We start from the raw sequence: 22,619 nt of genomic DNA, 5'->3' as shown, positions 1-22,619 counted from the left end.
CACCGCGAGCGCCGGATGGGCCGGAATCGGCCCGCCCGGCGCTCGCGTCGGTGTGGCGTCGATGCCCGCGTCGGCGTCGGCGACTCGCGCCGGCCGGTCATGGGGAGGTGCGGCCCGGGGTGACCAGGCCGGTCTCGTAGGCGAAGACCACCAGTTGGGCCCGGTCGCGCACGGACAGCTTGGTCATCGCGCGGCTGACGTGGGTCTTCGCGGTGAGCGGACTGAGCACCAGGTGCTCGGCGATCTCGTCGTTGGACAGGCCGCGACCGACCAGCCCGACGATCTCCCGCTCGCGCTCGGTGAGCAGGGCCAGTTCGGCGGCCGGCGCGGCGGTCGGGCGGGAGGCGCCGGCCGCGTACTCCTCGATCAACCGGCGGGTCACGTTCGGCGACAACAACGCGTCGCCCGCCGCGACCACCCGTACTCCGCGCAGGAGTTCGGCCGGTTCGGTGTCCTTGACCAGGAAGCCGCTCGCACCGTTGCGCAGCGCCTCGAAGACGTACTCGTCCAGGTCGAACGTGGTCAGGATGATCACCCGGACGTCGGTCAGCGCCGGGTCCGCCGCGATCACCCGGGCCGCCTCCAGACCGTCCATGCCCGGCATCCGGATGTCCATCAGCACGACGTCGGGGCGCAGTTCGCCGGTGAGTCGGACCGCCTCGCCGCCCTCGCCCGCCTCGCCCACGACCTCCATGTCCGGCTGCGCGGCCAGCAGGGCTCGAAAGCCCGCACGCACCAGCGCCTGGTCGTCGGCCAGCACCAACCTGATCATGCGTCCCCCTCGATGGGCTGCGCCGGACCGCCGGCGGTCGCCGCCGATCCGGTCGGCGGATGTCCGCCGCCATCATGCCCGTCGGCGCGATCACCGTAGGGGAGGTGCGCCTGAACGTGGAAGCCGCGCCCGGGAACCGGCCCCGCGACACAGCGGCCACCGAGTGCGGCGGCCCGCTGGCGCATGCCGTGCAGCCCGTTGCCGCCGGAGACCAGCGCGTCGGCGGGATCCGACCTCGACTCGGGCCGCACGCCGCGGCCGTTGTCCCGGACCGACAGCTCCAACCCGGTCTCCCCGTAGGTCACACCCACCACGGCCTCGCTCGCCGCGGCGTGCCGCAGGGTGTTGGTCAGCGCCTCCTGCACGATCCGATACGCCGCCAGGTCCACCGCCGAGGTCAACGGGCGCGCGGTGCCCGAGCGCTCGACCCGGACGGTCAGCCCACCGGCGGACGTACGCGCGACCAGCTCGTCCAGCCGGTCCAGGCCCGCGGTGGGCGCGCGTGGGGCGCCGTCCGGACCAGAGCGGTCCACCGAGTCGCCCTTGAGGATGTCCAGCACCGAGCGCAGTTCGCCCAGTGCCTCGCGGCTCGCGTACTTGACCGCGGTCAGCGCCTCGCGGGCCTGCTCGGGCGACGAGTCCATCAACTCCAGGCCCACCGACGCCTGCACGTTCATCAGCGAGATGTGATGTGCGAGCACGTCGTGCAACTCGCGGGCGATCCGCAGCCGTTCGTCGCCCGCCCGGCGCCGCTCGGCCTCGGCCAGGCCGAGCGACTGCACGCGGGCCCGCTGCGCCTCGGCGGCGTTGAAGGCCCGGCGCAGCCGGACCATCTCGCCGATGCCCGCGAGCACCAGCAGCCACGCGGCGATGCCCAACGCGGGCGCGAGATCGGGCGTGGCCTCCGAGGTCAACAGCGGCGAGATCCAGACGAAGCCGGTGTAGCCCAGCACGAGGACCACATACGACAGGAGGCGTAGACCGGCGGCGAACGCGCTCCACAGCGCGATGATCATCGCCAGGAAGATCGGGCCGCGCGGATAGTCGAGCGACGTATAGAGCAGTGCCGAGCCGACCGCCACCAGGAGCACGCCCGCCGGGTGACGGCGGCGCACGACCAGGGCCAGCGGGCCGAGCGCGATCAGCAGCAGGCCCCACACGTCCAGATCCCGTGGCGCGTCCGGCTGGCGGTGGGCCGCGAAGGTCGTCGCGGCCAGTTGCATCACACACACAAGCAGCGCGAGCGCGACGTCGCGCACCACGCGGGGGACCGGGCCGAGGAGGTGCTCGAGCCAGCGCGCGCCGGGGCGGGAAACCCGCGACCACGGTGATCCGGGCCGCGAGCCCGGGCGCCGGGTCGGGGGATTCGAGGGGCTCGTCATGTGATCAACGGTAGGGGGAGCGGGCGGCGTCGCGCGTCGGCTGCGCGTGGGCTTGTCGGCTGCTCCCGGTGGAGCAGACGAAGCGCTGTCGGCTGCTCCACCGGGAGCAGCAAGACGCCGGTCGACGGGCCCTTCGACCTGCCCCGGCAGCAGGCCCGGTGCATCCCCGGGCCGGACGCCGGCCGGGGCGCGAATCGCGAGAGTTGACCTTGTCGACGAGGCCCCGGAACGAACCCGGTTTCCGCACCTCGCCGCCGCGGCCCGGGCCCTTCGCCCGACCCCGCGTCCGCGTCCCGCACCACTTCCAGGAGGTCACTGTGAACGCGTCCCCGACGACCGGGAACCGGCGCTTCCCGAGGTCCGTCCGCAGGGCGGTCAACTCCGGGCACGTCGTGTTCGCGGTCGGTCTCCTGGGTGTCGAGTGGGTCATGCTGCTGATCGGCATCGTGGCCCGGTCGACCGACGACCCGGCCCTGCGCCACGGCGCGTATCAACTCATGCGCATCTTCGCGCTGGCGGGCGGCATCCCGTTCGCCGTGTTGTCCCTGATCACCGGCGTGCTGCTGTGCCTGTACACGCCGTGGGGGCTGTGGCAACACCTGTGGATCAAGGTCAAGATCGTGCTGCTGATCGCGGTGATCGTGACCGGCGCCGCCGTGGTGAGCCAGTTCGCACACCGGCTGATCGCCGCCTCCGCGTCCGATGGGAACGCGGACGCGCTGCCGCCGTTGCAGACCTGGCACCTGGTCGTGGTGATCTTCCAACTGGTCGCGCTGATCGTCTCGACGGCGCTGTCCGTGTTCAAGCCCTCGGGCGACCGCGGCCGAGGCCGGCCCCGGGCGCGCCGCCGCGCCGAGAACGCCCCGGGCGATCGCTCGACCGCGCCCGACCCGACCGGCGAGGCGGCCGACGCTCGCGAATCCGTCGGCGTGGGCCGATCCACGCCCGGGCGCCGGTCCTCGGCACCGGTTCGCAATCCGGTCGCGTAGCACCGGTCCGTAGGGCCGCCCGGCTTCGGCTCGGAGCAACCGGCCCGGAGCGCCGGTCCGGAGCGCCGGTCCGACCGGTCCGCGATCCCGGTTCGCAGTACCGATCCGCGAGCCCGGTCCATGGCACTCGTCCCGTCCCGCACGTCCGTCCTCTCTCCGACAAGGATCGTCATGACCACGAGCATCGACCCCACCAACTCCTATGCGGCGCGCGCCGAACGCGTCTCGCGGGTGCACGGCGACGGGGACACCACCGTGCGCGCTTTGGACGACGTCGGCATCGGCTTCCCACGCGGCCGGTTCACCGCCGTGATGGGCCCCTCGGGCTCCGGCAAGTCCACCCTGCTGCACTGCCTGGCCGGACTCGACGAGGTCACCGACGGCGCGGTCTTCCTCGGCGACACCGAACTGGGTTCGCTGACCGACCGGCAGCTCACCCGGCTGCGCCGGGACCGGATCGGGTTCGTCTTCCAGGCGTTCAACCTGTTGCCCACGATGACCGCGCTGGAGAACATCGTGCTGCCCGCGTCGCTGGCCGGCCGCAAGGCGGACCAGGCCTGGCTGGACCGGGTGGTCGCGGCGGTCGAGTTGGATCGGCGACTGCACCACCGGCCCGGCGAGCTCTCCGGTGGGCAGCAGCAGCGGGTCGCGGTGGCCCGGGCGCTGGTCGGCCGACCGGAGATCGTGATGGCCGACGAGCCGACCGGCAACCTCGACTCGCGCTCCGGCGCCGAGGTGCTCACGCTGCTGCGCGACGCGGTGGACGAACTCGACCAGACCGTGCTGATGGTCACCCACGATCCGGTCGCCGCCGGCTACGCGGACAGCGTGGTCTTCCTGGCCGACGGCCGGATCGCGGACCACATGCAGAAGCCCACTCCGGATCGGGTGCTCGACCGGATGAAGGCGTTCGACCGCGTCGCCGCCGGTGCCGGCGCCCGAGGGGAGTGACCCGCGATGCTGATTCGTCTCTCGCTCGCCAACCTGTGGGCCCGCAAACGCCGGCTCGTGGGACTCGCCCTGGCGGTGCTGCTCGGCACGGCCTTCCTCTCCGGCGCGCTGGTGCTCGCCGACACGATGAACTCCTCCATCGGCGGGCTGATCCGGGACAGCGGCGCCGGTACCGACGTGGTGGTGCGCAACGCGACCTCGGTGACCGACGACCCGGGCACCCAGCGCGGCGGCATCGACGCGGCTCTGGTGGACCGGGTCCGGGCGGTGCCCGGCGTCGCGGGCGCCGAGCCGGTGATCCAGGGCTACGGCCAGGTGGTCGGCAAGGACGGCAAGGCGCTCACCGGCAACGGTCCGCGGATGGCGGGCAACTGGGTGCCCGACCCGGCCCTGACGCCCTATCGTCTGGCCGCCGGCCGGGCGCCGGCGGCGCCCGACGAGGTGGTGATCGACCGGGCCACCGCCAAACAGGGGCACCTCGCGCCCGGCGACCGGATCACCGTGCTGACCCCGGGACCGGTCCCGGTCACCATCGTGGGCGTGGCCACCTTCGGTGACCTGGACGCCTTCGGCGGCGGCTCCTACACGGCGTTCGACCTCGAGGGCGCGCGGCAGCACGTGCTGCGCGATCCCGGCAAGGTCGGCACGATCGCGGTGCGCGCGGCGGCCGGCACCGACCAGAAGGAATTGGCCGCGCGGATCCAGCGGGCGCTGCCCGCCGACGTCCAGGCGGTGTCCGGCAATGTGGCCACCGGCGAGGCGGTGTCCGCCGTGGAGGACGGCTTCCTGAGCGTCTTCCGCACCTTCCTGACCGTCTTCGCCGCGATCGCGCTGGTCGTCGCGGCCTTCTCGATCAACCACACGTTCTCCGTGGTCGCCGCGCAGCGCACCCGGGAGGTGGCGCTGATGCGGGCCCTGGGCGCGAGCCGCGGCCAGGTGCTGCGACAGGCGCTGATCGAGGCCGTCGTGATCGGTGTGGTGGCGTCCGCACTCGGCCTCGCGGCCGGGCTCGGACTCGCCGCCGGCCTCAAGGAACTCTTCGCCGGACTCGGCTTCGAACTGCCGGCCCGCGGGCTGACGTTCAAGGCGACCACCGCGTTGACGGTGTTGCCGGTGGGCATCGTGGTGACGGCGTTCGCGGCCCTGGTGCCGGCGGTGCGCGGCTCGCGGGTGGCGCCGGTGACCGCGCTGCGCGGAGCGGGCGCGGAGCGCGTCGAACTGCCTCGGCGCCGGTTGATCGCGGGCTTGGTGCTGCTGGCGGCCGGCCTCGGCGTGGGCATCGTCGGCGGCGGCCTGGTGGGTCTGGCGATCGCGGCCCCGGCGCTGCTCGCGGGTGTCCTGCTGGTCGCCCCGGCGGGCATTCGGGCGGCCGGCGGACCGCTCACCGCACCGCTGCCGCGACTGCGCGGCGCACCCGGTGCGTTGGCCCGGGGCAACCTGCTGCGCAGTCCGCGCCGGACGGCCGGCGCGGCCACCGCGATGTTGCTCGGGATCGCCATCGTCACGCTGTTCGCCGTGTTCGCGGCCTCGCTCAAGGAGGGCGCCGGCGAGCAGACCCGGAAGGTGATCGCCGGCCAACTGGTGATCGGCGGATCCTCGCCGGGCGGTTGGGCCGGCGGCGGGCACAGTCCCGAACTCACGAGCAGGGCGACCGAGTTGCCCGGGGTCGAGGCGGCGACCGGGATTCGCGACGCGGGCGCGCTCGTGGACGGGCACGGCCGGCAGTTGTTGGCCGTGGACTCGGCCCGGCTGGACCGGCTGTTCGATCTCGACGTGCGTGACGGTCGGGTGACCGGGCTCGGCGCGAACGGCATGGCGGTGTCCCAGGACGCCGCGAAGGACCGCGGTTGGCGGCTCGGTTCGACCGCGGAGGTCACCTTCCCGGACGGTGCGCGACAGACGTTCACGGTCACCGGGTTGTACGACCGCACGGCCGTGGTCGGCGACTACCTGATCGATCGGCTCGCCTGGGAGCCGCACGCGGACGCGGCGCTGGACGCGGCGACGGTGTTGCGGCTGGCGCCCGGTGCCTCGACCGACGCGGTCAAGGCCGAGGTGCGGCGGTTGGCGAAGGACTACGGCGCGCCGCCGGTGCGCGACCGTGAGGGGTTCGTGGCCGCGCGCGCCGCGATGTTGCAGACGCTGGTCGCGGTGGTCTACGTGCTGCTCGCGCTCGCGTTGGTGATCGCGCTCGGCGGGATCGCGAACACGCTGTCCCTGGCCGCCTACGAACGCACCCGTGAGCTGGGGTTGTTGCGGGCGATCGGGGCCGCGCGGGCGCAGGTGCGGTCGGCGCTGCGTTGGGAGTCCACGCTGGTCGCGGTGATCGGGGCGGTGGCCGGGCTCGTGGTGGGTCTGTTCCTGGGCTGGGTGGCGATTCGGGCGATCGGCGGGGCGAACACGGGGGCGGCGCTTCCCTTCTCCGTGCCCACGGTGCAATTGGCTGTGCTGGTGGGGGTTGGCGCGATCGGTGGGTTGGCCGCCGGGGCGAGGCCCGCTGCGCGGGCTGCGCGGTTGCCGGTCTTGCGCTCGATCGCGACCGAGTAGGTTTCGCGGTTGGCCTCAAGCGCGGTTGCTTGGTCGGCGCCTGGGGTTGGGTTGGCTGGGTCGGCCTCAAGCGCCGGCCGGGCTGGATTGGCTCAAGTGCCGGTCGGGCGAGATGTTGCCCGGTCGGCACTTTGAGGTTGCCGTGTGTGGGGGCTTGGCTTGGGTTGCCTCATGCGCCGGCCGGGCTGGGTTGGCTTGGGGTGGCCTGGGTGGGCCGGCGGCGGTGGGGGTGGGTCAGGCTGCGTGTTGGGTTGTGCCGGTGAAGGCTGCCCATAGGGAGGCGTAGGGGCCTTGGTGGGTGAGGAGTTCGGTGTGGGTGCCGAGTTCCACCACCTGGCCTCGGTCGATGACGGCGATGCGGTCGGCGCGGGCGGCGGTGGTGAGACGGTGGGCCACCACCAGTGTGGTGCGGCGGCCGGTGAGGGCCTCGGTGGCGCGGGTGACGGCGGCCTCGGTGGCCAGGTCGAGTGCGGCGGTGGCCTCGTCGAGCAGGAGGACGTCCGGGTCGACCAGGTAGGCCCGGGCGAGCGCGATCAACTGGCGCTGGCCCGCCGACAGGTTGCGCCCGCGCTCGCCGACGTCGTGGAGGTAGCCCCCGTTGAGCTCGGCGATGGCGGCGTGCGCGCCGACCGCGCGGGCGGCCGCCTCGACTTCGGCGTCGGTGGCCTGCGGGCGGCCGTACGCGATCGCGTCCCGCACGCTGCCGGGCGCCAGGTAGGCCTCCTGCGGGACGATGCCCAGGCGGTGTCGGTAGTCCGCGAGGTCGTAGTCGCGCACGTCCACCCCGTCCACCAGGACCGCGCCCGAGGTCACGTCGTAGAACCGGGCCACCAGCTTGACCAGGGTGGACTTGCCCGCGCCGGTCTCTCCGACCAGCGCGACCGTCTCGCCCGGCTCGATGTCCAGCGTGACGCCCGACAACACCTCGGGCGAACCCATCACCACCGCCGCGCCCTCGCCCGGCTCGTCGGTGTCCCCGAACGCGGGCGTGTTGTACGCGAACCGCACATCCCGGAAGCTGATCGCCCCCTTGAGCCCACTCGTGGGCACCGGAACCGGTACGGCCGGAGGCGGCGTCGTGGTGGGCGTGCGCAGCAGATCGCGAATCCGGCGCAATCCCACCGCCGCCTGCTGGTAGCCGTCGAACACCTGCGAGAGTTGCTGGATCGGCGAGAAGAACATGTCGATGTAGAGCAGGTACGCGATCAACGCGCCCGCCGACAACGTTCCGCCGCCCACCCGATGCGCGCCGACGATCAGCGCGATGCCCGCCGCGAGGTTGGACAGGAACTGCCCGAACGGGAAGTACAGCGCGATGTAGCGCTGGGCCCGCAGCCGCGACGCGCGATAGTCGTCGCTGCGTTCGGCGAACCGCTCCCGGTTGCGGCCCTCGCGGCGAAACGCCTGCGACACCCGCAACCCCGCGACGTTCTCCTGGAGATCGGCGTTGACCACGCTGACCTTCTCGCGCGCCTCCGTGTACGCCTTGGACGACTTGGACCGGAACACCACCGTGGCCGCGATCAGGATCGGCAGCACGCTCATCACGATCAGCCCGAGCTCCCAGTCCAGCACGAGCAGCGCGACCATGATCCCGAAGAAGGTCAGCACGCTGACCACCGCGCTGACCAGTCCGGTCTGCAGGAAGGTGGACAGCGCGTCCACGTCGGTGGTCATCCGGGTCATGATCCGCCCGGACAACTCGCGTTCGTAGTAGTCCAGTCCCAGTCGTTGCAGGTGCGCGAAGGTCTTCACCCGCAGCGTGTACAACAACCGCTCGCCGGTGCGGCCCGCGATCAGCGCCTGGGCGACGTTGACGAACCAGTCGGCGATCACGATCACCACCGCGATCAGCGACACCGTCATGATCGCGCCGGTGGCCCCGTCGTCGATGCCCCGGTCGATCCCGTCCCGGATCAGGGCCGGCAGCGCGAGTTGGGCGCCGGTGTCCAGGATCACCAGGACCAGACCGAGCAACAGCACCCAGCGGAACGGCCGCAGCAGCGAGCGCAGATCGAACGCCGAGTCCGAGCGGCGCGCCTGCGCGTCGTCCACACCGGGCCGATCGGTGGCGGGCGGGAGCTTGTCCACCTGGGCGAGCAACTCCGGCGTGGCCTGGAGCATCGCCGCCCACCCGCCCGGACCGCCGCGCGTCGCGGTCGCGGCGACCACGCCGGCCGGGTCCACGGGCGCCGTGTCGGTCGTCGCCGAGCGGTCCCACAGCGCGGGCGTGACCCCGCTCGCGTCGGGCGGCGCGACCGACGCGGCGAGCGAGAGCGACTCGTGCGCGTCCACACCCTCGGCGTCCTCGCCCGGCCCGGACAGCAGCAGCCGGTACAGCGGGCAACGCGCGCTCAGTTCGTCGTGGCTGCCCACGTCCACCAGTCGGCCCCTGTCCAGGACGGCGATCCGGTCGGCCAGTTGCAGCGTCGAGCGGCGGTGCGCGATCAGGATCGTGGTGCGCCCGGCCATCACCCGGTGCAGCGTGGCGTGGATCTCCGCCTCGACCTTGGGGTCCACCGCCGAGGTCGCGTCGTCCAGCAGCAGGATCCTCGGGTCGGTGAGCAACGCCCGTGCGAGCGATACCCGTTGCCGCTGCCCACCGGACAGGGTCAGCCCCTGTTCGCCGACCACCGTGTCGTAGCCGGCCGGCAGTTCGCGGATGAACGCGTCGGCCTCGGCCGCCCGCGCCGCCGCGAGCACCTGCTCCTCGGTCGCGTCCGGCCGGCCGTACGCGATGTTGGCTCGCACGGTGTCCGAGAACAGGAAGCTGTCCTCCATCACCAGCCCGATCGCGGATCGCAGCGAGTCGAAGGTCAGGTCCCGGACGTCGTGCCCGTCCACCAGGATCGCGCCGGACTGCACGTCGTAGAACCGGGGCAACAACATCGACACGGTGGACTTGCCCGATCCGGACGTGCCCACCAGGGCCAGCGTCTCGCCCGGCTCCACCCGCAGCGACAGTCCGTCCAGGACCGGCCGCGAGGCGACATAGCCGAACCGCACGTCGGCCAACTCCACCGAGGCGGCCACCACCGGCAGCACCTCGGCGTCCGGCTTCTCGGTCACGATCGGCTGGGAGTCGATCACCTCGAAGATGCGCTCGACGCTGGCCCGTGCCTGTTGCCCGAAGGTCAACAGACTCGAGAGCATCCGCACCGGCCCGACCAACTGGCCCAGGTAGGTCGAGAAGGCGAGGAAGGTGCCCAGGGTGATCTCGCCCCGGACGGCCAACCAGCCGCCGAGCGCGAGTACGCCGACCTGGCCGAGGGCGGGGATCGCCGCAAGCGTCGGCGTGTACCGGCTGTTCAACCGGACCGAGCGCAACCGGGAGGCGAACAGCCTGCGTCCGGCGGTTTCCAGCCGATCCAGCTCCTGCTCCTCCTGCCCGAAGCCCTTGACCACGCGGACCCCGGTGACCGCGCTGTCCACGACGCCGGCCAGCGCGGCGGCGTCCTGCTGGGCCTGCCAGGTGGCCGGGAACAGTCGCTTCCGGGAGAGGTAGGCCACCGCGAACAATCCCGGCCCCACCGCGAGCGACACCAGCGTCAGCAACGGCGACAACCAGAACATCACGCCGAGCGAGATGACGAACAACAACACGCTGCCGGTCATCATCGGGATCATCGACAGGAAGCCCTGGACCATCGTCACGTCGGAGATGCCCCGGCTGACGATCTGCCCGGTCTGCAATTGGTCCTGTCGTGCGCCGTCCAGCCGGGACAGTGCGCCGAAGATGCGCGTGCGCAGGTCGTACTGCACGTCCAGGGACAACTTGCCGCCGACATAGCGGCGCGCGAACGCACAACCGAAGGTCACCGCGGCCGCGCCCAGGAGCAGCACCGACAGCGGCACCAGCCCGCCCAACTCGCCGGCGACCGCGTCGTCGACCACCTTGCGCTGCACCAACGGGACCAGCGCGGTGACCGCCATGCCGACCAGGGAGGCGCCGAACGCGATCAGCACACTGCTCCGATACCGCCACGAGGCGGCCATCAGTCGGCGCAGCCAGCCGTGTTCGGGGCGGCCTGGCGCGGGTCCGGTTGTCATAGCCAACCATTGTAAATTGTTAACCGAGGAAACGATGTTCGGATGACCCGATGACGTTCGACGCGCTGATCGAACGCGGCATCACGCCGACACCGACGCTGTTCCACCGGGACCTGCCGCAGGCCCCGGAGGACGGCGGCGGATGGCTCGCGCGCGACACCGCCGCCCGATTCGCGGACTACGCCGGACACGTCCGTACCGCGTTCGACCGGCCGGTGGTGCCCGAGGGATTGACCACGCTGCCGCCCGGGCTCGGCGCGCGCCACGGCGACGCGCTGCCGCCGATTCGGATCACCGAGAACGGGTGCTCGACCGCCGAGGGTCTCGACGACCCGGAACGCGTCGCGTTCCCGGACGGGCATATCGCCGCGGGTGAGCGCGGCGGGCAAAGCCGGAATCGACGTCCGCGGCTATTTCGTCCGGTCCCTGCCGGACAACTTCGAATGGGCCGAGGGCTATCACCAACGCTTCGGCTTGATCCATGTCGACTTCCCGACCGGGACCCGGACACCGCGAGTGTCCCCTCACTGGTTGCGCGAGCGAATCGGTTTCGGGCGGCCCGGATAACGCCCGGCATCGGACATGGACACGCACGGGAGCGCGCAGGCGCACAATCCTCACCCTTCCGAGTGAAATTGCGTGTCCTGGGCCCTGGGCCAACCGATGACGTCACCCGGGAGGGCGAACGGCGTCTTTTCCTTTGCCGACAAAACCTTAGAGTTGCCGCGCCGCCATGAAATCCCCGGGCGGTGCGGCGGAGCCGTGTCCGGAATTCCGGTGCGCGGCGGGACGCCGACTCGTTTCCCCGACGTCCCCGGTGAAGGGCAATTCCATGGTCAAGCACGGATTTCGCAAGGCGGCCGTGATCGTCACGGCGGTCATCTTCGGCTCGATGGCCTCGCTGTACATTCCCGCGGCGCGCGCCGCGCAGACGCCCCGTGAGCCGCTGACGCCGGACAGCTTCCTGCCCGCGCAGTTGCTGCTGCCCTTCCAGAGCGCGGTGTTCAACGTCCAGGGCGCGGTGGCCTTCGGCTGACCGCGCCGATCGTGCCGACCACGCCGACCGCGTGTCGACCACGCCGACCGCGCGCCGACCGCCGCCGGCTTCGCGAACCGGCCGATCCCGGAGCCGAGGGGCGACGGAGCGGTGCCTCGTCCCCTCGGCCCCGGGATCGACCAGGGTCCGCGATGTTCCCGGCGGTCGGCCGCTCGATCGCTCGGCGATTCGAACGGCGGGCCGCTCGACCCCCCGGCGGCTCGACCGCTCGGCGACCCGACCTCCGGGCCGCCCGACCGCTCGGCCGCCCGACCGCTCGGCCGCGTCGGCTACTTCAGTTGACCGGCGATCGCCTTGAGACCCTCGGCGGCGTACTTCTCGTCCAAGTCGCCGCCGGGAGCACCGGCCACCCCGATGCCCACGATCGGGGCGCCGTCCACGGCGACCGGCACCGCGCCGGCCAGGAACAGCGTGCCCGGGATGTCCCGGAGCGACGCGCCCGGCGCGGTGACCCGCTGGGCCAGCGTCGAGGTCGGGGCGTTCCAGGACACGGCGGTGTACGCCTTGCGCCGCGCCGACTCCTCCGACTGCGGGCCCGCGCCGTCGCCCTTGAGCACCACACGCGTGGAGCCGTCCCGGGCGACCACGACCACGGTGACCTTCTGGCCCTCCTTCTCGGCGGCGTCGAGCGCGGCCTGGGCCGCCTTGCTCGCGGCGTCCACGCCGAGCGTCTTGACCGACACCACGGCGGGCGCGGGGCGCTCGTCGTGCTTGGCCTCGGTCGTGCCGGGCACCTGGGCCGCCGCGACACCGGCGGTGACCGCGCCGACCGCCGCGAGCGAGAAGACCCCGGTCAGAACCCGACCACGCGTCGAGAAGTTGCTCATCGTCCCTACCTCTTTCACATTCCTGCGTCGTTCCCGGGCGGTTGCCCCGATGCCTCCACACTCCCGTCGATCCGCCCGTCCGCCATCGGCAAAGCCGCCGGTCCCGGCGCGCCGGTCGGGCGGTGCGAGGATCAACCGATCGGCTGATCCGGACCCGCGCGAGCGGGTCCACGGTGGAGGGGATCGTCGATGTGCGCGCGCCGCGCGTGATCGAGCCGAGCGGGACAGGGAACAGGTACGTCGTGCCCCGACAGCGAACAGAGCCATGGCCCGTGCGGCACGCCGGGCTGGTGATCCACGCGGGCTTCCTGCTGCTGCTGGCCGCGTCGCTGGGGCGGTACACGGTCCGGCACGGCACCGACGGCCGCGCCCCGTGGGTGCTCGCCCTCGCGGTGCTGCTCGCCGTGCTCTACCTGGCCGGTCTGACCCTGCCCGAGGACCGTTCGCCCGCGCGGCCCGCCTGGCTGACCGCGGTCCTCGCCACCTGGCTGGCCCTGGTCACCGTCGCGCCGAGCTTCGCGTGGTGTGCGGTACCGCTGCTCTATACCGGCCTGCGGGTGTTGTCGACCAGAGCGGCGATCGGCGCGGTGGTGCTGCTCACCACCGCCGTGGTGATCGCGCAGTACCGGCTCGCCGACACCATCGACCCCAGCCTGTTCCTCGGGCCGCCCGCGGTGGCCGCGATCGCCACCGCCGTGTTCACCCGGATGCGCAGCGACGAACGACGGCTGCGCGAGACGGTCGCCGAACTGGCGGTCAGCGAGCGCCGGGCGGGGGTGCTGGCCGAGCGGGAGCGGTTGTCCCGGGAGATCCACGACACCATCGCGCAGGGCACCTCGAGCCTGCGGATGTTGCTCCAGGCCGCAGACCGCGGCTGGGACAACGATCCCGACGCGGCGCGGGCGCACGTGCGTCGGGCCGAGCGGGTGGCGGCGCTCGGTGTCGAGGAGATCCGCCGGTTCGTCCGCGACCTGGCACCGGCCGAACTCGCCGGCGACCCGGGCCTGCCCGGCGGTCTGGCCCGGGTGGTCGAGCGGTTTCGGAGCGAGGAGGGGCCGAGCGTCGCGCTCGCCGTGGACGGCCGGGTGCGCCCGCTGGCCGAGCCGGTGCAGGCCGCGCTCACCCGGACCGCGCAGGGCGCGCTGGCCAACGTGCGCGAACACGCCCGGGCCCGGGCCGTGCACGTGACCCTCACCTACCTGCCGGACCGGGTCGCGCTGGACATCCGCGACGACGGCGTCGGCTTCGACCCGGGCCTGACCCGGGCGGGCGACCTGCGCGGTTACGGCCTGCCCTCGCTGCGCCGCCGGCTGGCCGAGGTGGGCGGCGAGCTCACCGTCGAGAGCGCCCCGGGCGAGGGCACCGCGCTGGCCGCGACCGTACGGGACTCCTCCGGCGCGGCGGACACCGAGCCGCCTCCGACGGCCGACCGGGACACGCCCTTCGAACCGGCACCGGGCCCGACCCCGGCCGTCGGCATCGAGCCCCCCTCCCGCCCGAGCCCAGGAGCCGCACCGTGAACCCGATCCGCCTGATCGTCTGCGACGACCACGCCGTCGTCCGGGCGGGTCTGCTCGCGCTGTTCGCCGGCGAGGACGGCATCGAGGTGGCGGGCGAGGCGGCGAGCGGCGAGGAGGCGGTCGAGCTGGCCGCCGCGCTGCGCCCGGACGTGGTGCTGATGGACCTGCAACTGGTCGGCGGGATCGACGGTGTCGAGGCCACCGAGCGACTGCTCGCGTTGCCCGAGCCGCCGCACGTGCTGGTGCTGACCATGTACGACACCGACGCCGACGTCTCGCGCGCGATCGAGGCGGGCGCGGCCGGCTATCTGCTCAAGGCGGGCAGCCCCGAGGATCTGTTCCGCGCGGTGCACGACGCCGCCGCGGGCCGCACCGTGCTGGCCCCGGAGGTGGCCGCGCGGCTGTTCAGTCGGATGCGCAGGCCGGACACCACGCTCACCGCCCGCGAGGTGGAGATCCTGCACCTGCTCGCGCGCGGCGTCGGCAACGCGGAGATCGCCAGGGAACTGTTCATCTCGCAGGCCACGGTGAAGACCCACCTGGGCCACATCTACGCCAAGCTCGGCGTGGACACCCGTACCGCCGCGGTGAGCGTGGCCACCGAGCGGCGGCTGATCCGGCTGACCTGACGATCCGTCACGCCGGCCCCGCCGCGGCCTTGCCATCCCGACACCCGCGCCCCATAGTGCTGAACACAGTCAAGCATCTATCCGGCGGAGTGTGCCATGGCATTCGGACCCGACAGCACCACCGACGAGGTTCTGGCCGACGTCGACCCGACCGGCCGTACGATCGTGATCACCGGCGGCACCTCCGGCCTGGGTCGGGAGAGCGCGCGGGCGCTCGCCGCGGCCGGCGCGCACGTGGTGGTGACCGCCCGCGACGCGGACAAGGGCCGCGCGGTGGTCGCGGAGTTGCCGGGCCGGGTCGAGTACGCCGTCCTGGACCTGACCTCGCTCGCCTCGATCCGCGCGGGTGCCGCCGAACTGCGCGAGCGTTTCCCGTCGTTGGACGTGCTCGTCAACAACGCGGGAGTGATGGCGACCCCGTTCGGGCGTACCTCGGACGGCTTCGAGCTGCAGTTCGGCACCAACCACCTGGGCCACTTCCTGTGGACCACCCTGCTGGAGCCCGCCCTCGGCCCCGGCTCGCGGGTGGTCAACCTCAGCTCCGCCGGGCACCTCGCGTCGGGGATCCGCTGGGCGGACCCCAACTACGAGAAGGCGCCCGAGGAGTACCACCCCTGGCAGGCGTACGGCGCGTCCAAGACCGCGAACATCCTGTTCACCGTGGAGTTGGACCGCCGGCTGCGCGGACGCGGCGTGCGGGCCTACGCCGTGCACCCGGGCATGGTGGCGACCAACCTGGGGCGGTACATGACCCGCGACGCCGGGCGTGATCTGCAGCGCAAGGTCACCGCCTCGAACATGCCGCCGATCAAGCAGGTCGCCAACGGCGCCGCGACCCAGGTCTGGGCCGCGACCGCGCCCGAACTCGCGGACGTCGGCGGCGTGTACCTCGCGGACTGCGCGATCACCGCCGAGCACGCGCCGTGGGCACTGGACGAGGCGGACGCCGCGCGACTGTGGAGCCTGTCCGAGGAACTGGTCGGCGAGGAAACCACCCGATGAGGGTCTACACCGGGATGGACCCGCGGCTGCCGCTGCGCGAGGTGGCGGCGCACGCGCGCCGGGCCGAGGCGGCCGGGTTCGACGGGCTGCACGTGGCCGAGACGGTGCACGACGCGTTCGCCGCGGCGCTGCTCGCCCTCGAACACACCGAACGCCTGGTGGTGCGCACGTCGGTGGCGCTGGCCTTCGTGCGCTCCCCGCTGCTCACCGCCTACGGCGCGTGGGACCTGGCGAGGTTCTCCGGCGGCCGGTTCCAGCTCGGCCTGGGCAGCCAGGTGCGGCAGAACATCGAGGACCGGTATGGGATGCCGTGGTCGCCGCCGGTGGCCCGGATGCGCGACTACGTGGGCGCGGTCCGGGCCGCGTTCGAGGCGTTCCGGACCGGCGAGCCGCCCGCGTACGAGGGGCCGCACCACCGACTCACCCGGATGCAGCCGTACTTCAACCCCGGCCCGGACCCGGACACCGTTGCGCCTCGGATCCTGCTGGGCGGCGTCGGTCGGGCGATGTGCGCGCTCGCCGGCGAACTCGCGGACGGCCTGGTCACCCACCCGACCAACTCCGGCCCGCGATGGCTGGCCACGGTCGCCCGACCGGCGTTGGCCGAGGGCATCGCGCGCGCGGCGCTCCCGCGCACGGTCGAACTCGTGGCCGGCACACAGTTGATCGCCGGCCCCGACCGGGCCGCGCTGGACGCGGAACGCGAGCGGCAGCGGCGGCTGTTCGCGTTCCTGTACTCGACGCCCGCGTATCGCGCCACGCTGGACCTGTACGGGTGGGGCGAACTCCAGGACCGGTTGCGGGTGATGGTCCGCCGCGACGACTGGTCGCAGTTGGCCCGGCACGTCACCGACGAGGTGCTCGACACGCTGGTGCCGATGGCGGTGTACGAGGAACTGCCCGCGCTGATCACGGAGCGCTGGGGCGGGCTGGCGGACGCGGTCACGGTGCCGCTGCCGGTCGATCCGGCCGACGACGCGCGGATCCGCGACGTGGTGCTCGCGCTGCGCTGACGCGGGTGCCCGACCGCCCCGATGCCGGCGGGAGTGGGGCGACGGGCCCGCGGGCGGGGGGAATGCCCGCGGGCCCGTCTTCCTCGGCGGCGCACTGGGGGGAGGTGCACGCCGCCGGCCGCCCCGCCGGTACCGTCCCGGGCCCGGCGGGAGCCTGAGGCCACGATGCCGCCTCGACACCCCTTCGCGCCGGAGGATCGCCATTTCCGATCCGCACCGATCGCCGAACACAGTCCACCTCCCCGAAATTGGCCCTTTGTCGGCAGGCCAGTCGTACTCAGAATGGGAGCTGGCCTGGTCGATGCGCAGGCCGATTCCATCGCACCATCGGGAGTGTGCCGTGCACGCGTATGTCGCCTGGTCCCTGGTCCTGTTCCTCGTGGTGATCGCCGTGCTCGGCCCCCGATTCGGCGCCGACACGCGCGACGGCGCGGACTGGTCGCGGCCCCGGGGGCGGCCCGAGGTGTGGCCGGGCGGGCGCGTCGACGAGCCGGCGACCGAGGAGCCGGCGCCGATCCGGGCGACGCCGGCGACCACAAAATCTGACGGATGGTCAGCTTTGCCGGGTCGCACCCGTACGGGCGGCCGGGACCAGCGAATTCCAACGGGTGATCTTCTCGCGGGGAGTACTCCCGGTCGCTCCCGGTGAGCGCTAGCATCCGCGCTGAGGAGCTGCCGGAAAAGCCGTGCGCGCGGAATCCGCCGACCCCGTGAACCGGGGATAGCGGTGGGCCGTCCGGTGCCGTCCGGTATCGAGAGCCGCAGCCCACCCGGGGGTCCATCTCCATGCACAGCGCCATCCGCCGTCGTATCCCGCGCCCTGGTGCACTCGGTGCGGGGCTGCTCGCGACGGTGTGCGCGCTCGCCGCGCTCGCGCCGGCGGCGGTCGCCGGCGCCGGTCGCCCCGGCGCGGCCCGGACCCGGCCCGCCGCGCCGACCGCGCCGGGCGGCACGACCCAGGTGCAGACGGCGATCACCGGCACCGGCGACCACCGGGTGACCATCCCGGTCGGCGCGAGCGCGATGACCGCGACGATGTACGGAAAGGCCGCCGGCGCCACCCAGGGCGGATCGGTGGCCGGCTCGACCGCGGTCGCCGCGAACAGCCCGGCCCAGGCCGGCGCGACCCTGGTCGTGCGGATCGCCGACACCGGCACCACGCTGTTCTCCGCGACGGCCCCGCTGCCGTGGTTGTTCGCCCCGGCCGCCGGCGGCATCGGCCCGTACGCCGACCCGATCGTCTTCCCCGGCGCCCAGACCTCCGCGTCCGGCGGCGTCGGCGACGGCCACGCGCTGCTGTCCTTCACCGTGCCCGCCGCCCAGGTGGGCGAGCTGCCGCCCACCGTCGACTTCGGCACGGCGCCGGTCGGCCGCAAGGCAACCCGCAACCTGCCGATCACCACCACCGGTGACGTGCCGTTCATGATCGCGTCCGCGACCGTCGAGGGACCGTTCGCGATCGACCCGGCCGGCACCACGTGCGCGACCGGCCCGGACACCAATGTGCCCGGCGGCTCCGCGTGCTCCTTCGCGGTCGTGTTCACCCCGACCAAGCGCGGAGCCGGAACCGGCAAACTCACCCTGACCGGCAACCTCCCCGGCGGCAGCCGCACCGTCACCCTGTCCGGACTGGGCAGCGGCAAGCCCGGCGCGCCCGGCGGCCTGGCCGCGACCGCGGGCCAGGGCCAGGCGGTGTTGTCCTGGATGCCGCCCGCGGACACCGGCGACAGCCCGATCACCGGCTACCTGATCCGCCGCTCCACCAACGGCGACCCCGGTTCGACCCCGCCCCTGGCCACCCTGGGCGCGGACGTCCTCACCCACACCGACCAGGGCCTGGAGAACGGCACCACCTACTCGTACACGGTCGTCGCGACCAACGCGGTCGGCGAATCCGACCCGTCCGCACCCGTCGACGCGGTGCCCTCGGCCGCACTGGTGCTGCCCGCCGCCGCGCTGCCGCCCGCCGTTGTCGGGCAGCCCTACACCGCCAAACTCGCCGTCCAGGGCGGCACCGCCCCCTACCACTGGGTCGCCGACGACCCGCTGCCGCCGGGACTGGCCCTGGACCCGGACAGCGGTGTGATCACCGGCACTCCCACGGCCCCCGGCGAGACCGGATTCGGGATCACCGTCTCGGACAACGCGCCGACCCGGCACGAGGCCAAGGCCCGGTACGGGATCACCGTGGCGGCCCCGGCCGCACCCCCCGGCGGCCCCGCGCAGGCCGCTCTGGCACCGGGCCGGACCGGCGGCGACGGCGGGTCGGACGGGACCGTGTGGCTATGGGCGATACTCGGCCTGGCGGGCCTGATCGGGGTGGTCGTCGCGCTGCGCCGGCTGCGTGCCCGGCGCGCCTGAGCGGTCGCGCCGGCGGCGCTCGGGAGCGGGCGCCGGGCCCGCCGGGAGCGGACCCACCGGGCCCGGGCGTCGCGAAGACCGGCGCGGGTCCCGAATACTGTGTCCCTCGGGGGAGCACCCCCGACCCCAGCCGCAACCCCCGTGGGCGGATCGGCCCGCGGGGACGGCACCGGCGACGCCATACGATCGTCGGCGCCTCGTCCACCGTGGGCGCAGACCTGTGTCACATCACAAGGAGCATCACTATGCCCGCGCCGGCAGGCGACCCCCAGGCCAAGGAACGCGAGCTCGCCGCGGAACAGGGCCATGTCGATCGCTCCTACACGCGCCTGGAACACATGCGCGACGAAGCCCAGGCGCTGCTCCAACAGGGCTACCGGCAGGCGCAGGTCGGCACGCGCGCGGCGCTGGTCGAGCGGGACGTCATGGTCTACCGCGCCGAACTGTGGGCCCGCTCACTCGACGCCGCCGACGACGGACTCGTCTTCGGCCGCCTCGACCAGCTCGACGGCGAGATCCGGCACATCGGCCGGATCGGCATCCGGGACGAGGACAGCGAGGTGCTCGTCGTCGACTGGCGGGCGCCCGCCGCGGAGGCGTTCTACCGCGCCACCCCCGACGACCCGCGCGGTGTGGTCCGCCGCCGGGTGCTGCACTGCCGAGGCCGCTCGGTGGTCGACATCGAGGACGACCTGCTCGACCCGGACGCCGCGGACGACATGGTGATCGTCGGCGACGGCGCGTTCCTGGCCGCGCTCTCGCGCACCCGGGACGGCTCGATGCACGACATCGTGGCCACCATCCAGCGCGAGCAGGACGAGGCCATCCGGGCACCGATCGACGGTTCGGTGATCGTGCGCGGCGGCCCGGGCACCGGCAAGACCGCCGTCGCGCTGCACCGCGTCGCGTACCTGATGTTCCAATACCGCCGCCGCTTCGGTTCGCGCGGCGTGCTCGTGGTCGGCCCCAACCCGCGCTTCACCGCCTACATCGAGCGGGTGCTGCCCTCGCTCGGCGAGGGCGGCGCGGTGCTGCGCTCGCTCGGCGACATGGTCGACGGCGTCGAGGCGGCCTACCACGACGACGCGGCGGCGGCGAAGCTCAAGGGCGCCGCGGCGATGACCCACCTGCTCCGCCGCGCCGTCGCCGACGTGCCCGCCGGCGCGCCGACCGAGTTCGCGATCTCGCACCGCGGCACCCGGATCGTGCTCGACCACAAGGCGCTGCGCCGGATCCGCCGCGAGGTGCTGGCCAAGACCCGCAACGGTCCCAACACCGCCCGGCTCCAGGTGGCCCGCCAACTGCTCACCGAGTTGTGGGGCCGACTGCTCTCGCGCGGCGCCGGCCGCGGCGAGAAGGACGCGTTCCACGAGGACGTGGCCGCGCGCGACGAGTTCGCCGCGTTCCTGCGCGCGTGGTGGCCGCTGCAACGGCCGGTGGACGTGCTCGCCGGACTGGCCGACCCGGAGCGGCTGCGCCGCTACGAGCGCGACCTGACGCCCACGCAGGTGTCCGTGCTGGCGAACTCGTGGGCGCGCACCGCGCGCACCGGCGAGGTCTCCTTCCACGACGTGGCGCTGATGGACGAGCTGACCGGCCTGCTCGGCCCGCTGCCGCGCAAGCGCACGGTCGCCTACGGCAACCCGGACGAGGACAACCCGTACGTGGTGGACGGCCGGGACATCTTCAGCGGCGAGACGGTGGGCCGCGACGTCCCGGACGAGATCACCGAGGTGACCACCTACGCCGACCGGATGGCCGGCGGGCGCGGCGCGCGCAGGCCGCGCGACGAGGACGAGGACGAGCCGGTCGAGTACGCGCACATCGTCATCGACGAGGCGCAGGACCTGACCCCGATGCAGTGGCGGATGCTCGGCCGACGCGGCATGCACGCCACCTGGACCATCGTCGAGGACCCCGCGCAGAGCGCCTGGGAGGACCCGGGCGCGTCGGCGACGGCGATGGCCGAGGCGCTGCGCGAGCGGCGTCGGTACGAGTTCGAGCTGACCACCAACTACCGAAACCCGGTGGAGGTGGCCGACGTGGCCGCGCGCGTGCTGGTGCGGGCGGTGCCCGGGGCCCGGCCGGCCCGGGCGGTGCGCAGCGGCGGCGAGCCGCCCAGGGTGCACGCCACGGCGGGCGAGCGGACCGGGCCGGTGGTGCGCAAGCTGGTGCGCGAGCTGCTGGAGACGGTCGAGGGCACCATCGGCGTGGTCACCCCGGTGGGGGCCACCGAGGAACTGGCGGCCGAGCTGGAGGGCCTGGACCCGCGCGTGCAGCCGATGGACGCGCTGGACGCCAAGGGCCTGGAGTTCGACGTCGCGGTGATCGTCGACCCGCGCGGGATCGTCGAGCAGTCGCCCAACGGCATGCGCACGCTCTACGTCGCGCTGACCCGGGCCACTCGGTTGCTGGCCGTGGTCACGGCCGACCCGGACTGGACCGCGGAGTTGCTCGGGATCGAACCGAGCTGAGCGTCCCGGGGCACCCGGCGGGGGTCCGGCCCGAGCCGGACCCCCGCGCCGGTCCGAGGACGTCGGCCGGCCGCGGCCCGCGGGGGAGGGTCAGCGGGCGATGCCGGCACACAGGTCGCGCAGCGGTTCGGTCACGCTGTCCGGGCGCTCGGTGAAGACCATGTGCCCGCAGTCGTGCTCCACCCGCAGGGTGGCCTCGGGGAGTTCGGCCGCGAGCGTCCGGCTGTGCGCGAGCGGGGTGAGCCGGTCGTGGGCGCCCACCACGATGTGCACCGGTACCCGCGCGAGCGCGGTCAGCGCGCCGGCCTTGTCGTGCGCGACCAGCGCCGGGAAGAACCCGCACACGGTGGCCATCGGCGTGGCGAACACCATCCGCGCGCAGTCGCGCACCACCGTCGGGTCCACCGTCGGGCCGAACAGGCCGCGCCGCACGATCCGCAGGTGACTCGGCCGGCCCGGGCCCGGCAGCAGGGTGCGCCCCCGGGTCGCCAGCCGCGGGTGTCGCCGGCCGAACGCGAAGAACCGGATCTGCGCGGCCGACCTGAACCGCACCGCGGCGGGCACGCCGCGTCCGGTGGGCACCAGGTCGCCCGCCGACGTGCCGACCAGGACCACGCCGGCCACCCGCGACCCGAACAACTCGGGCCGGGCCGCGGCCAGCGCCATGATCGTCATGCCACCCATCGAGTGCCCGCACAACACCACCGGGCCGCTCGGCGCGACCGTGTCGAGCACATCGGCGAGGTCGTCGCCGAGCAGGTCGATCGTCCACGGCGCCGCGCGCCCCGCGGTGGATCGTCCGTGACCGCGATGGTCGTAGGTGATCGCCCGCACCCCGGCCGACACCAGCGCCCCGACCTGGGTCCGCCAGACGTCGCCGTGCAGGGTCCAACCGTGCGCGAAGACGACCGTGACCGCCGCGTCCGGCGGCCCGGCAACGTTCACCCGCAGTTCCGCGCCGTCGCCGGTGCGTACCGTGAGGTCGTGTCCCACGAGTTCCGTGGTGCCCCTGGTGTCCGCCGTCATGCTCGCCTCCCGCTAGCGC

The 22,619-nt window shown here is 73.5% G+C and carries 16 protein-coding genes and 1 pseudogene; 12 read left to right on the top strand and 5 right to left on the bottom strand.

Annotation, left to right across the window (positions count from 1 at the left end):
• Positions 1–97 precede the first annotated feature (97 nt).
• Both OG948_RS04890 and OG948_RS04885 read right to left on the bottom strand, forming a co-directional pair.
• Complete coding sequence (locus OG948_RS04890) at positions 98–772, bottom strand: response regulator (RefSeq protein WP_395872295.1); 675 nt, start codon at positions 770–772, stop codon at positions 98–100.
• Positions 769–2,154 (bottom strand): sensor histidine kinase, encoded by a 1,386-nt coding sequence (locus OG948_RS04885; RefSeq protein ID WP_406294117.1) that lies wholly within the window; start codon positions 2,152–2,154, stop codon positions 769–771. Before OG948_RS04885 ends, OG948_RS04890 begins: the two co-directional genes overlap by 4 nt.
• A gap of 317 nt (positions 2,155–2,471) precedes the next feature.
• On the opposite strand from OG948_RS04885, the gene OG948_RS04880 reads away from it, so the two are divergent.
• From OG948_RS04880 to OG948_RS04870, 3 genes are all read left to right on the top strand, one after another.
• Positions 2,472–3,143, top strand: coding sequence for a DUF2269 family protein (locus tag OG948_RS04880; protein ID WP_406294115.1), 672 nt, complete (start codon positions 2,472–2,474; stop codon positions 3,141–3,143).
• Positions 3,144–3,314: 171 nt separating this feature from the next.
• Entirely contained in the window at positions 3,315–4,094 is a 780-nt protein-coding gene (locus OG948_RS04875; RefSeq protein WP_406294113.1) for an ABC transporter ATP-binding protein, read from the top strand.
• Positions 4,095–4,100: 6 nt separating this feature from the next.
• Positions 4,101–6,641: an FtsX-like permease family protein gene (locus OG948_RS04870; RefSeq protein WP_406294111.1), complete on the top strand. Its 2,541-nt coding sequence runs from the start codon at positions 4,101–4,103 to the stop codon at positions 6,639–6,641.
• Positions 6,642–6,875: 234 nt separating this feature from the next.
• Here the strand turns inward: OG948_RS04870 and OG948_RS04865 are convergent, their stop codons facing one another.
• Positions 6,876–10,691 carry an ABC transporter ATP-binding protein gene (locus tag OG948_RS04865; RefSeq protein WP_406294109.1) on the bottom strand — a complete coding sequence of 1,272 codons (3,816 nt, stop codon included), beginning with the start codon at positions 10,689–10,691 and terminating at the stop codon, positions 6,876–6,878.
• A 50-nt stretch (positions 10,692–10,741) separates the two neighbouring features.
• On the opposite strand from OG948_RS04865, the pseudogene OG948_RS04860 reads away from it, so the two are divergent.
• The 3 genes and pseudogenes from OG948_RS04860 to OG948_RS04850 form a co-directional block, all read left to right on the top strand.
• A pseudogene (locus OG948_RS04860) lies at positions 10,742–10,840 on the top strand (family 1 glycosylhydrolase); the annotation flags it as partial.
• A gap of 223 nt (positions 10,841–11,063) precedes the next feature.
• On the top strand, positions 11,064–11,258 hold the full coding sequence (locus OG948_RS04855; RefSeq protein ID WP_406300185.1) for a family 1 glycosylhydrolase: 195 nt from the start codon (positions 11,064–11,066) through the stop codon (positions 11,256–11,258).
• A 265-nt stretch (positions 11,259–11,523) separates the two neighbouring features.
• Positions 11,524–11,727 carry a hypothetical protein gene (locus OG948_RS04850; protein ID WP_395874282.1) on the top strand — a complete coding sequence of 68 codons (204 nt, stop codon included), beginning with the start codon at positions 11,524–11,526 and terminating at the stop codon, positions 11,725–11,727.
• A 290-nt stretch (positions 11,728–12,017) separates the two neighbouring features.
• Here OG948_RS04850 and OG948_RS04845 read toward each other — a convergent pair whose 3' ends face one another.
• Positions 12,018–12,575 (bottom strand): heme-binding protein, encoded by a 558-nt coding sequence (locus OG948_RS04845; RefSeq protein ID WP_395874280.1) that lies wholly within the window; start codon positions 12,573–12,575, stop codon positions 12,018–12,020.
• Between the two features lie 272 nt (positions 12,576–12,847).
• On the opposite strand from OG948_RS04845, the gene OG948_RS04840 reads away from it, so the two are divergent.
• The 6 genes from OG948_RS04840 to OG948_RS04815 all read left to right on the top strand — a co-directional run bounded on the left by OG948_RS04840 (position 12,848) and on the right by OG948_RS04815 (position 21,574).
• On the top strand, positions 12,848–14,095 hold the full coding sequence (locus tag OG948_RS04840; RefSeq protein ID WP_406294106.1) for a sensor histidine kinase: 1,248 nt from the start codon (positions 12,848–12,850) through the stop codon (positions 14,093–14,095).
• Complete coding sequence (locus OG948_RS04835) at positions 14,092–14,724, top strand: response regulator (protein WP_406294104.1); 633 nt, start codon at positions 14,092–14,094, stop codon at positions 14,722–14,724. Before OG948_RS04840 ends, OG948_RS04835 begins: the two co-directional genes overlap by 4 nt.
• Before the next feature lie 96 nt (positions 14,725–14,820).
• Positions 14,821–15,726: an SDR family NAD(P)-dependent oxidoreductase gene (locus OG948_RS04830; protein ID WP_406294103.1), complete on the top strand. Its 906-nt coding sequence runs from the start codon at positions 14,821–14,823 to the stop codon at positions 15,724–15,726.
• A complete protein-coding gene (locus tag OG948_RS04825; protein WP_406294101.1) occupies positions 15,723–16,739 on the top strand; it encodes a TIGR03617 family F420-dependent LLM class oxidoreductase in 1,017 nt (338 codons plus the stop codon). The genes OG948_RS04830 and OG948_RS04825 overlap by 4 nt, the downstream gene beginning before the upstream one ends.
• Positions 16,740–17,525: 786 nt before the next feature.
• Complete coding sequence (locus OG948_RS04820; protein ID WP_406294099.1) at positions 17,526–19,100, top strand: putative Ig domain-containing protein; 1,575 nt, start codon at positions 17,526–17,528, stop codon at positions 19,098–19,100.
• Positions 19,101–19,345: 245 nt separating this feature from the next.
• Entirely contained in the window at positions 19,346–21,574 is a 2,229-nt protein-coding gene (locus OG948_RS04815) for a HelD family protein (protein ID WP_406294097.1), read from the top strand.
• A gap of 90 nt (positions 21,575–21,664) precedes the next feature.
• Here the strand turns inward: OG948_RS04815 and OG948_RS04810 are convergent, their stop codons facing one another.
• Entirely contained in the window at positions 21,665–22,600 is a 936-nt protein-coding gene (locus OG948_RS04810) for an alpha/beta fold hydrolase (protein WP_406294096.1), read from the bottom strand.
• Positions 22,601–22,619: the final 19 nt, after the last annotated feature.

It is taken from the genome of Embleya sp. NBC_00888 (assembly GCF_045207655.1).
In the GTDB taxonomy this organism is placed as follows: domain Bacteria; phylum Actinomycetota; class Actinomycetes; order Streptomycetales; family Streptomycetaceae; genus Embleya.
The sequence above is the reverse complement of the archived record's forward strand: the minus strand, read 5'-3'. Positions and strand labels throughout refer to the sequence as shown.

Bases quoted from the DNA above. Each gene is read 5' to 3' on its own strand.
- OG948_RS04890 (WP_395872295.1), bottom strand. From the start codon at position 772: ATGATCAGGTTGGTGCTGGCCGACGACCAGGCGCTGGTGCGTGCGGGC.
- OG948_RS04885 (WP_406294117.1), bottom strand. From the start codon at position 2,154: ATGACGAGCCCCTCGAATCCCCCGACCCGGCGCCCGGGCTCGCGGCCC.
- OG948_RS04875 (WP_406294113.1), top strand. From the start codon at position 3,315: ATGACCACGAGCATCGACCCCACCAACTCCTATGCGGCGCGCGCCGAA.
- OG948_RS04870 (WP_406294111.1), top strand. From the start codon at position 4,101: ATGCTGATTCGTCTCTCGCTCGCCAACCTGTGGGCCCGCAAACGCCGG.
- OG948_RS04865 (WP_406294109.1), bottom strand. From the start codon at position 10,691: ATGACAACCGGACCCGCGCCAGGCCGCCCCGAACACGGCTGGCTGCGC.
- OG948_RS04850 (WP_395874282.1), top strand. From the start codon at position 11,524: ATGGTCAAGCACGGATTTCGCAAGGCGGCCGTGATCGTCACGGCGGTC.
- OG948_RS04845 (WP_395874280.1), bottom strand. From the start codon at position 12,575: ATGAGCAACTTCTCGACGCGTGGTCGGGTTCTGACCGGGGTCTTCTCG.
- OG948_RS04830 (WP_406294103.1), top strand. From the start codon at position 14,821: ATGGCATTCGGACCCGACAGCACCACCGACGAGGTTCTGGCCGACGTC.
- OG948_RS04825 (WP_406294101.1), top strand. From the start codon at position 15,723: ATGAGGGTCTACACCGGGATGGACCCGCGGCTGCCGCTGCGCGAGGTG.
- OG948_RS04820 (WP_406294099.1), top strand. From the start codon at position 17,526: ATGCACAGCGCCATCCGCCGTCGTATCCCGCGCCCTGGTGCACTCGGT.
- OG948_RS04815 (WP_406294097.1), top strand. From the start codon at position 19,346: ATGCCCGCGCCGGCAGGCGACCCCCAGGCCAAGGAACGCGAGCTCGCC.
- OG948_RS04810 (WP_406294096.1), bottom strand. From the start codon at position 22,600: ATGACGGCGGACACCAGGGGCACCACGGAACTCGTGGGACACGACCTC.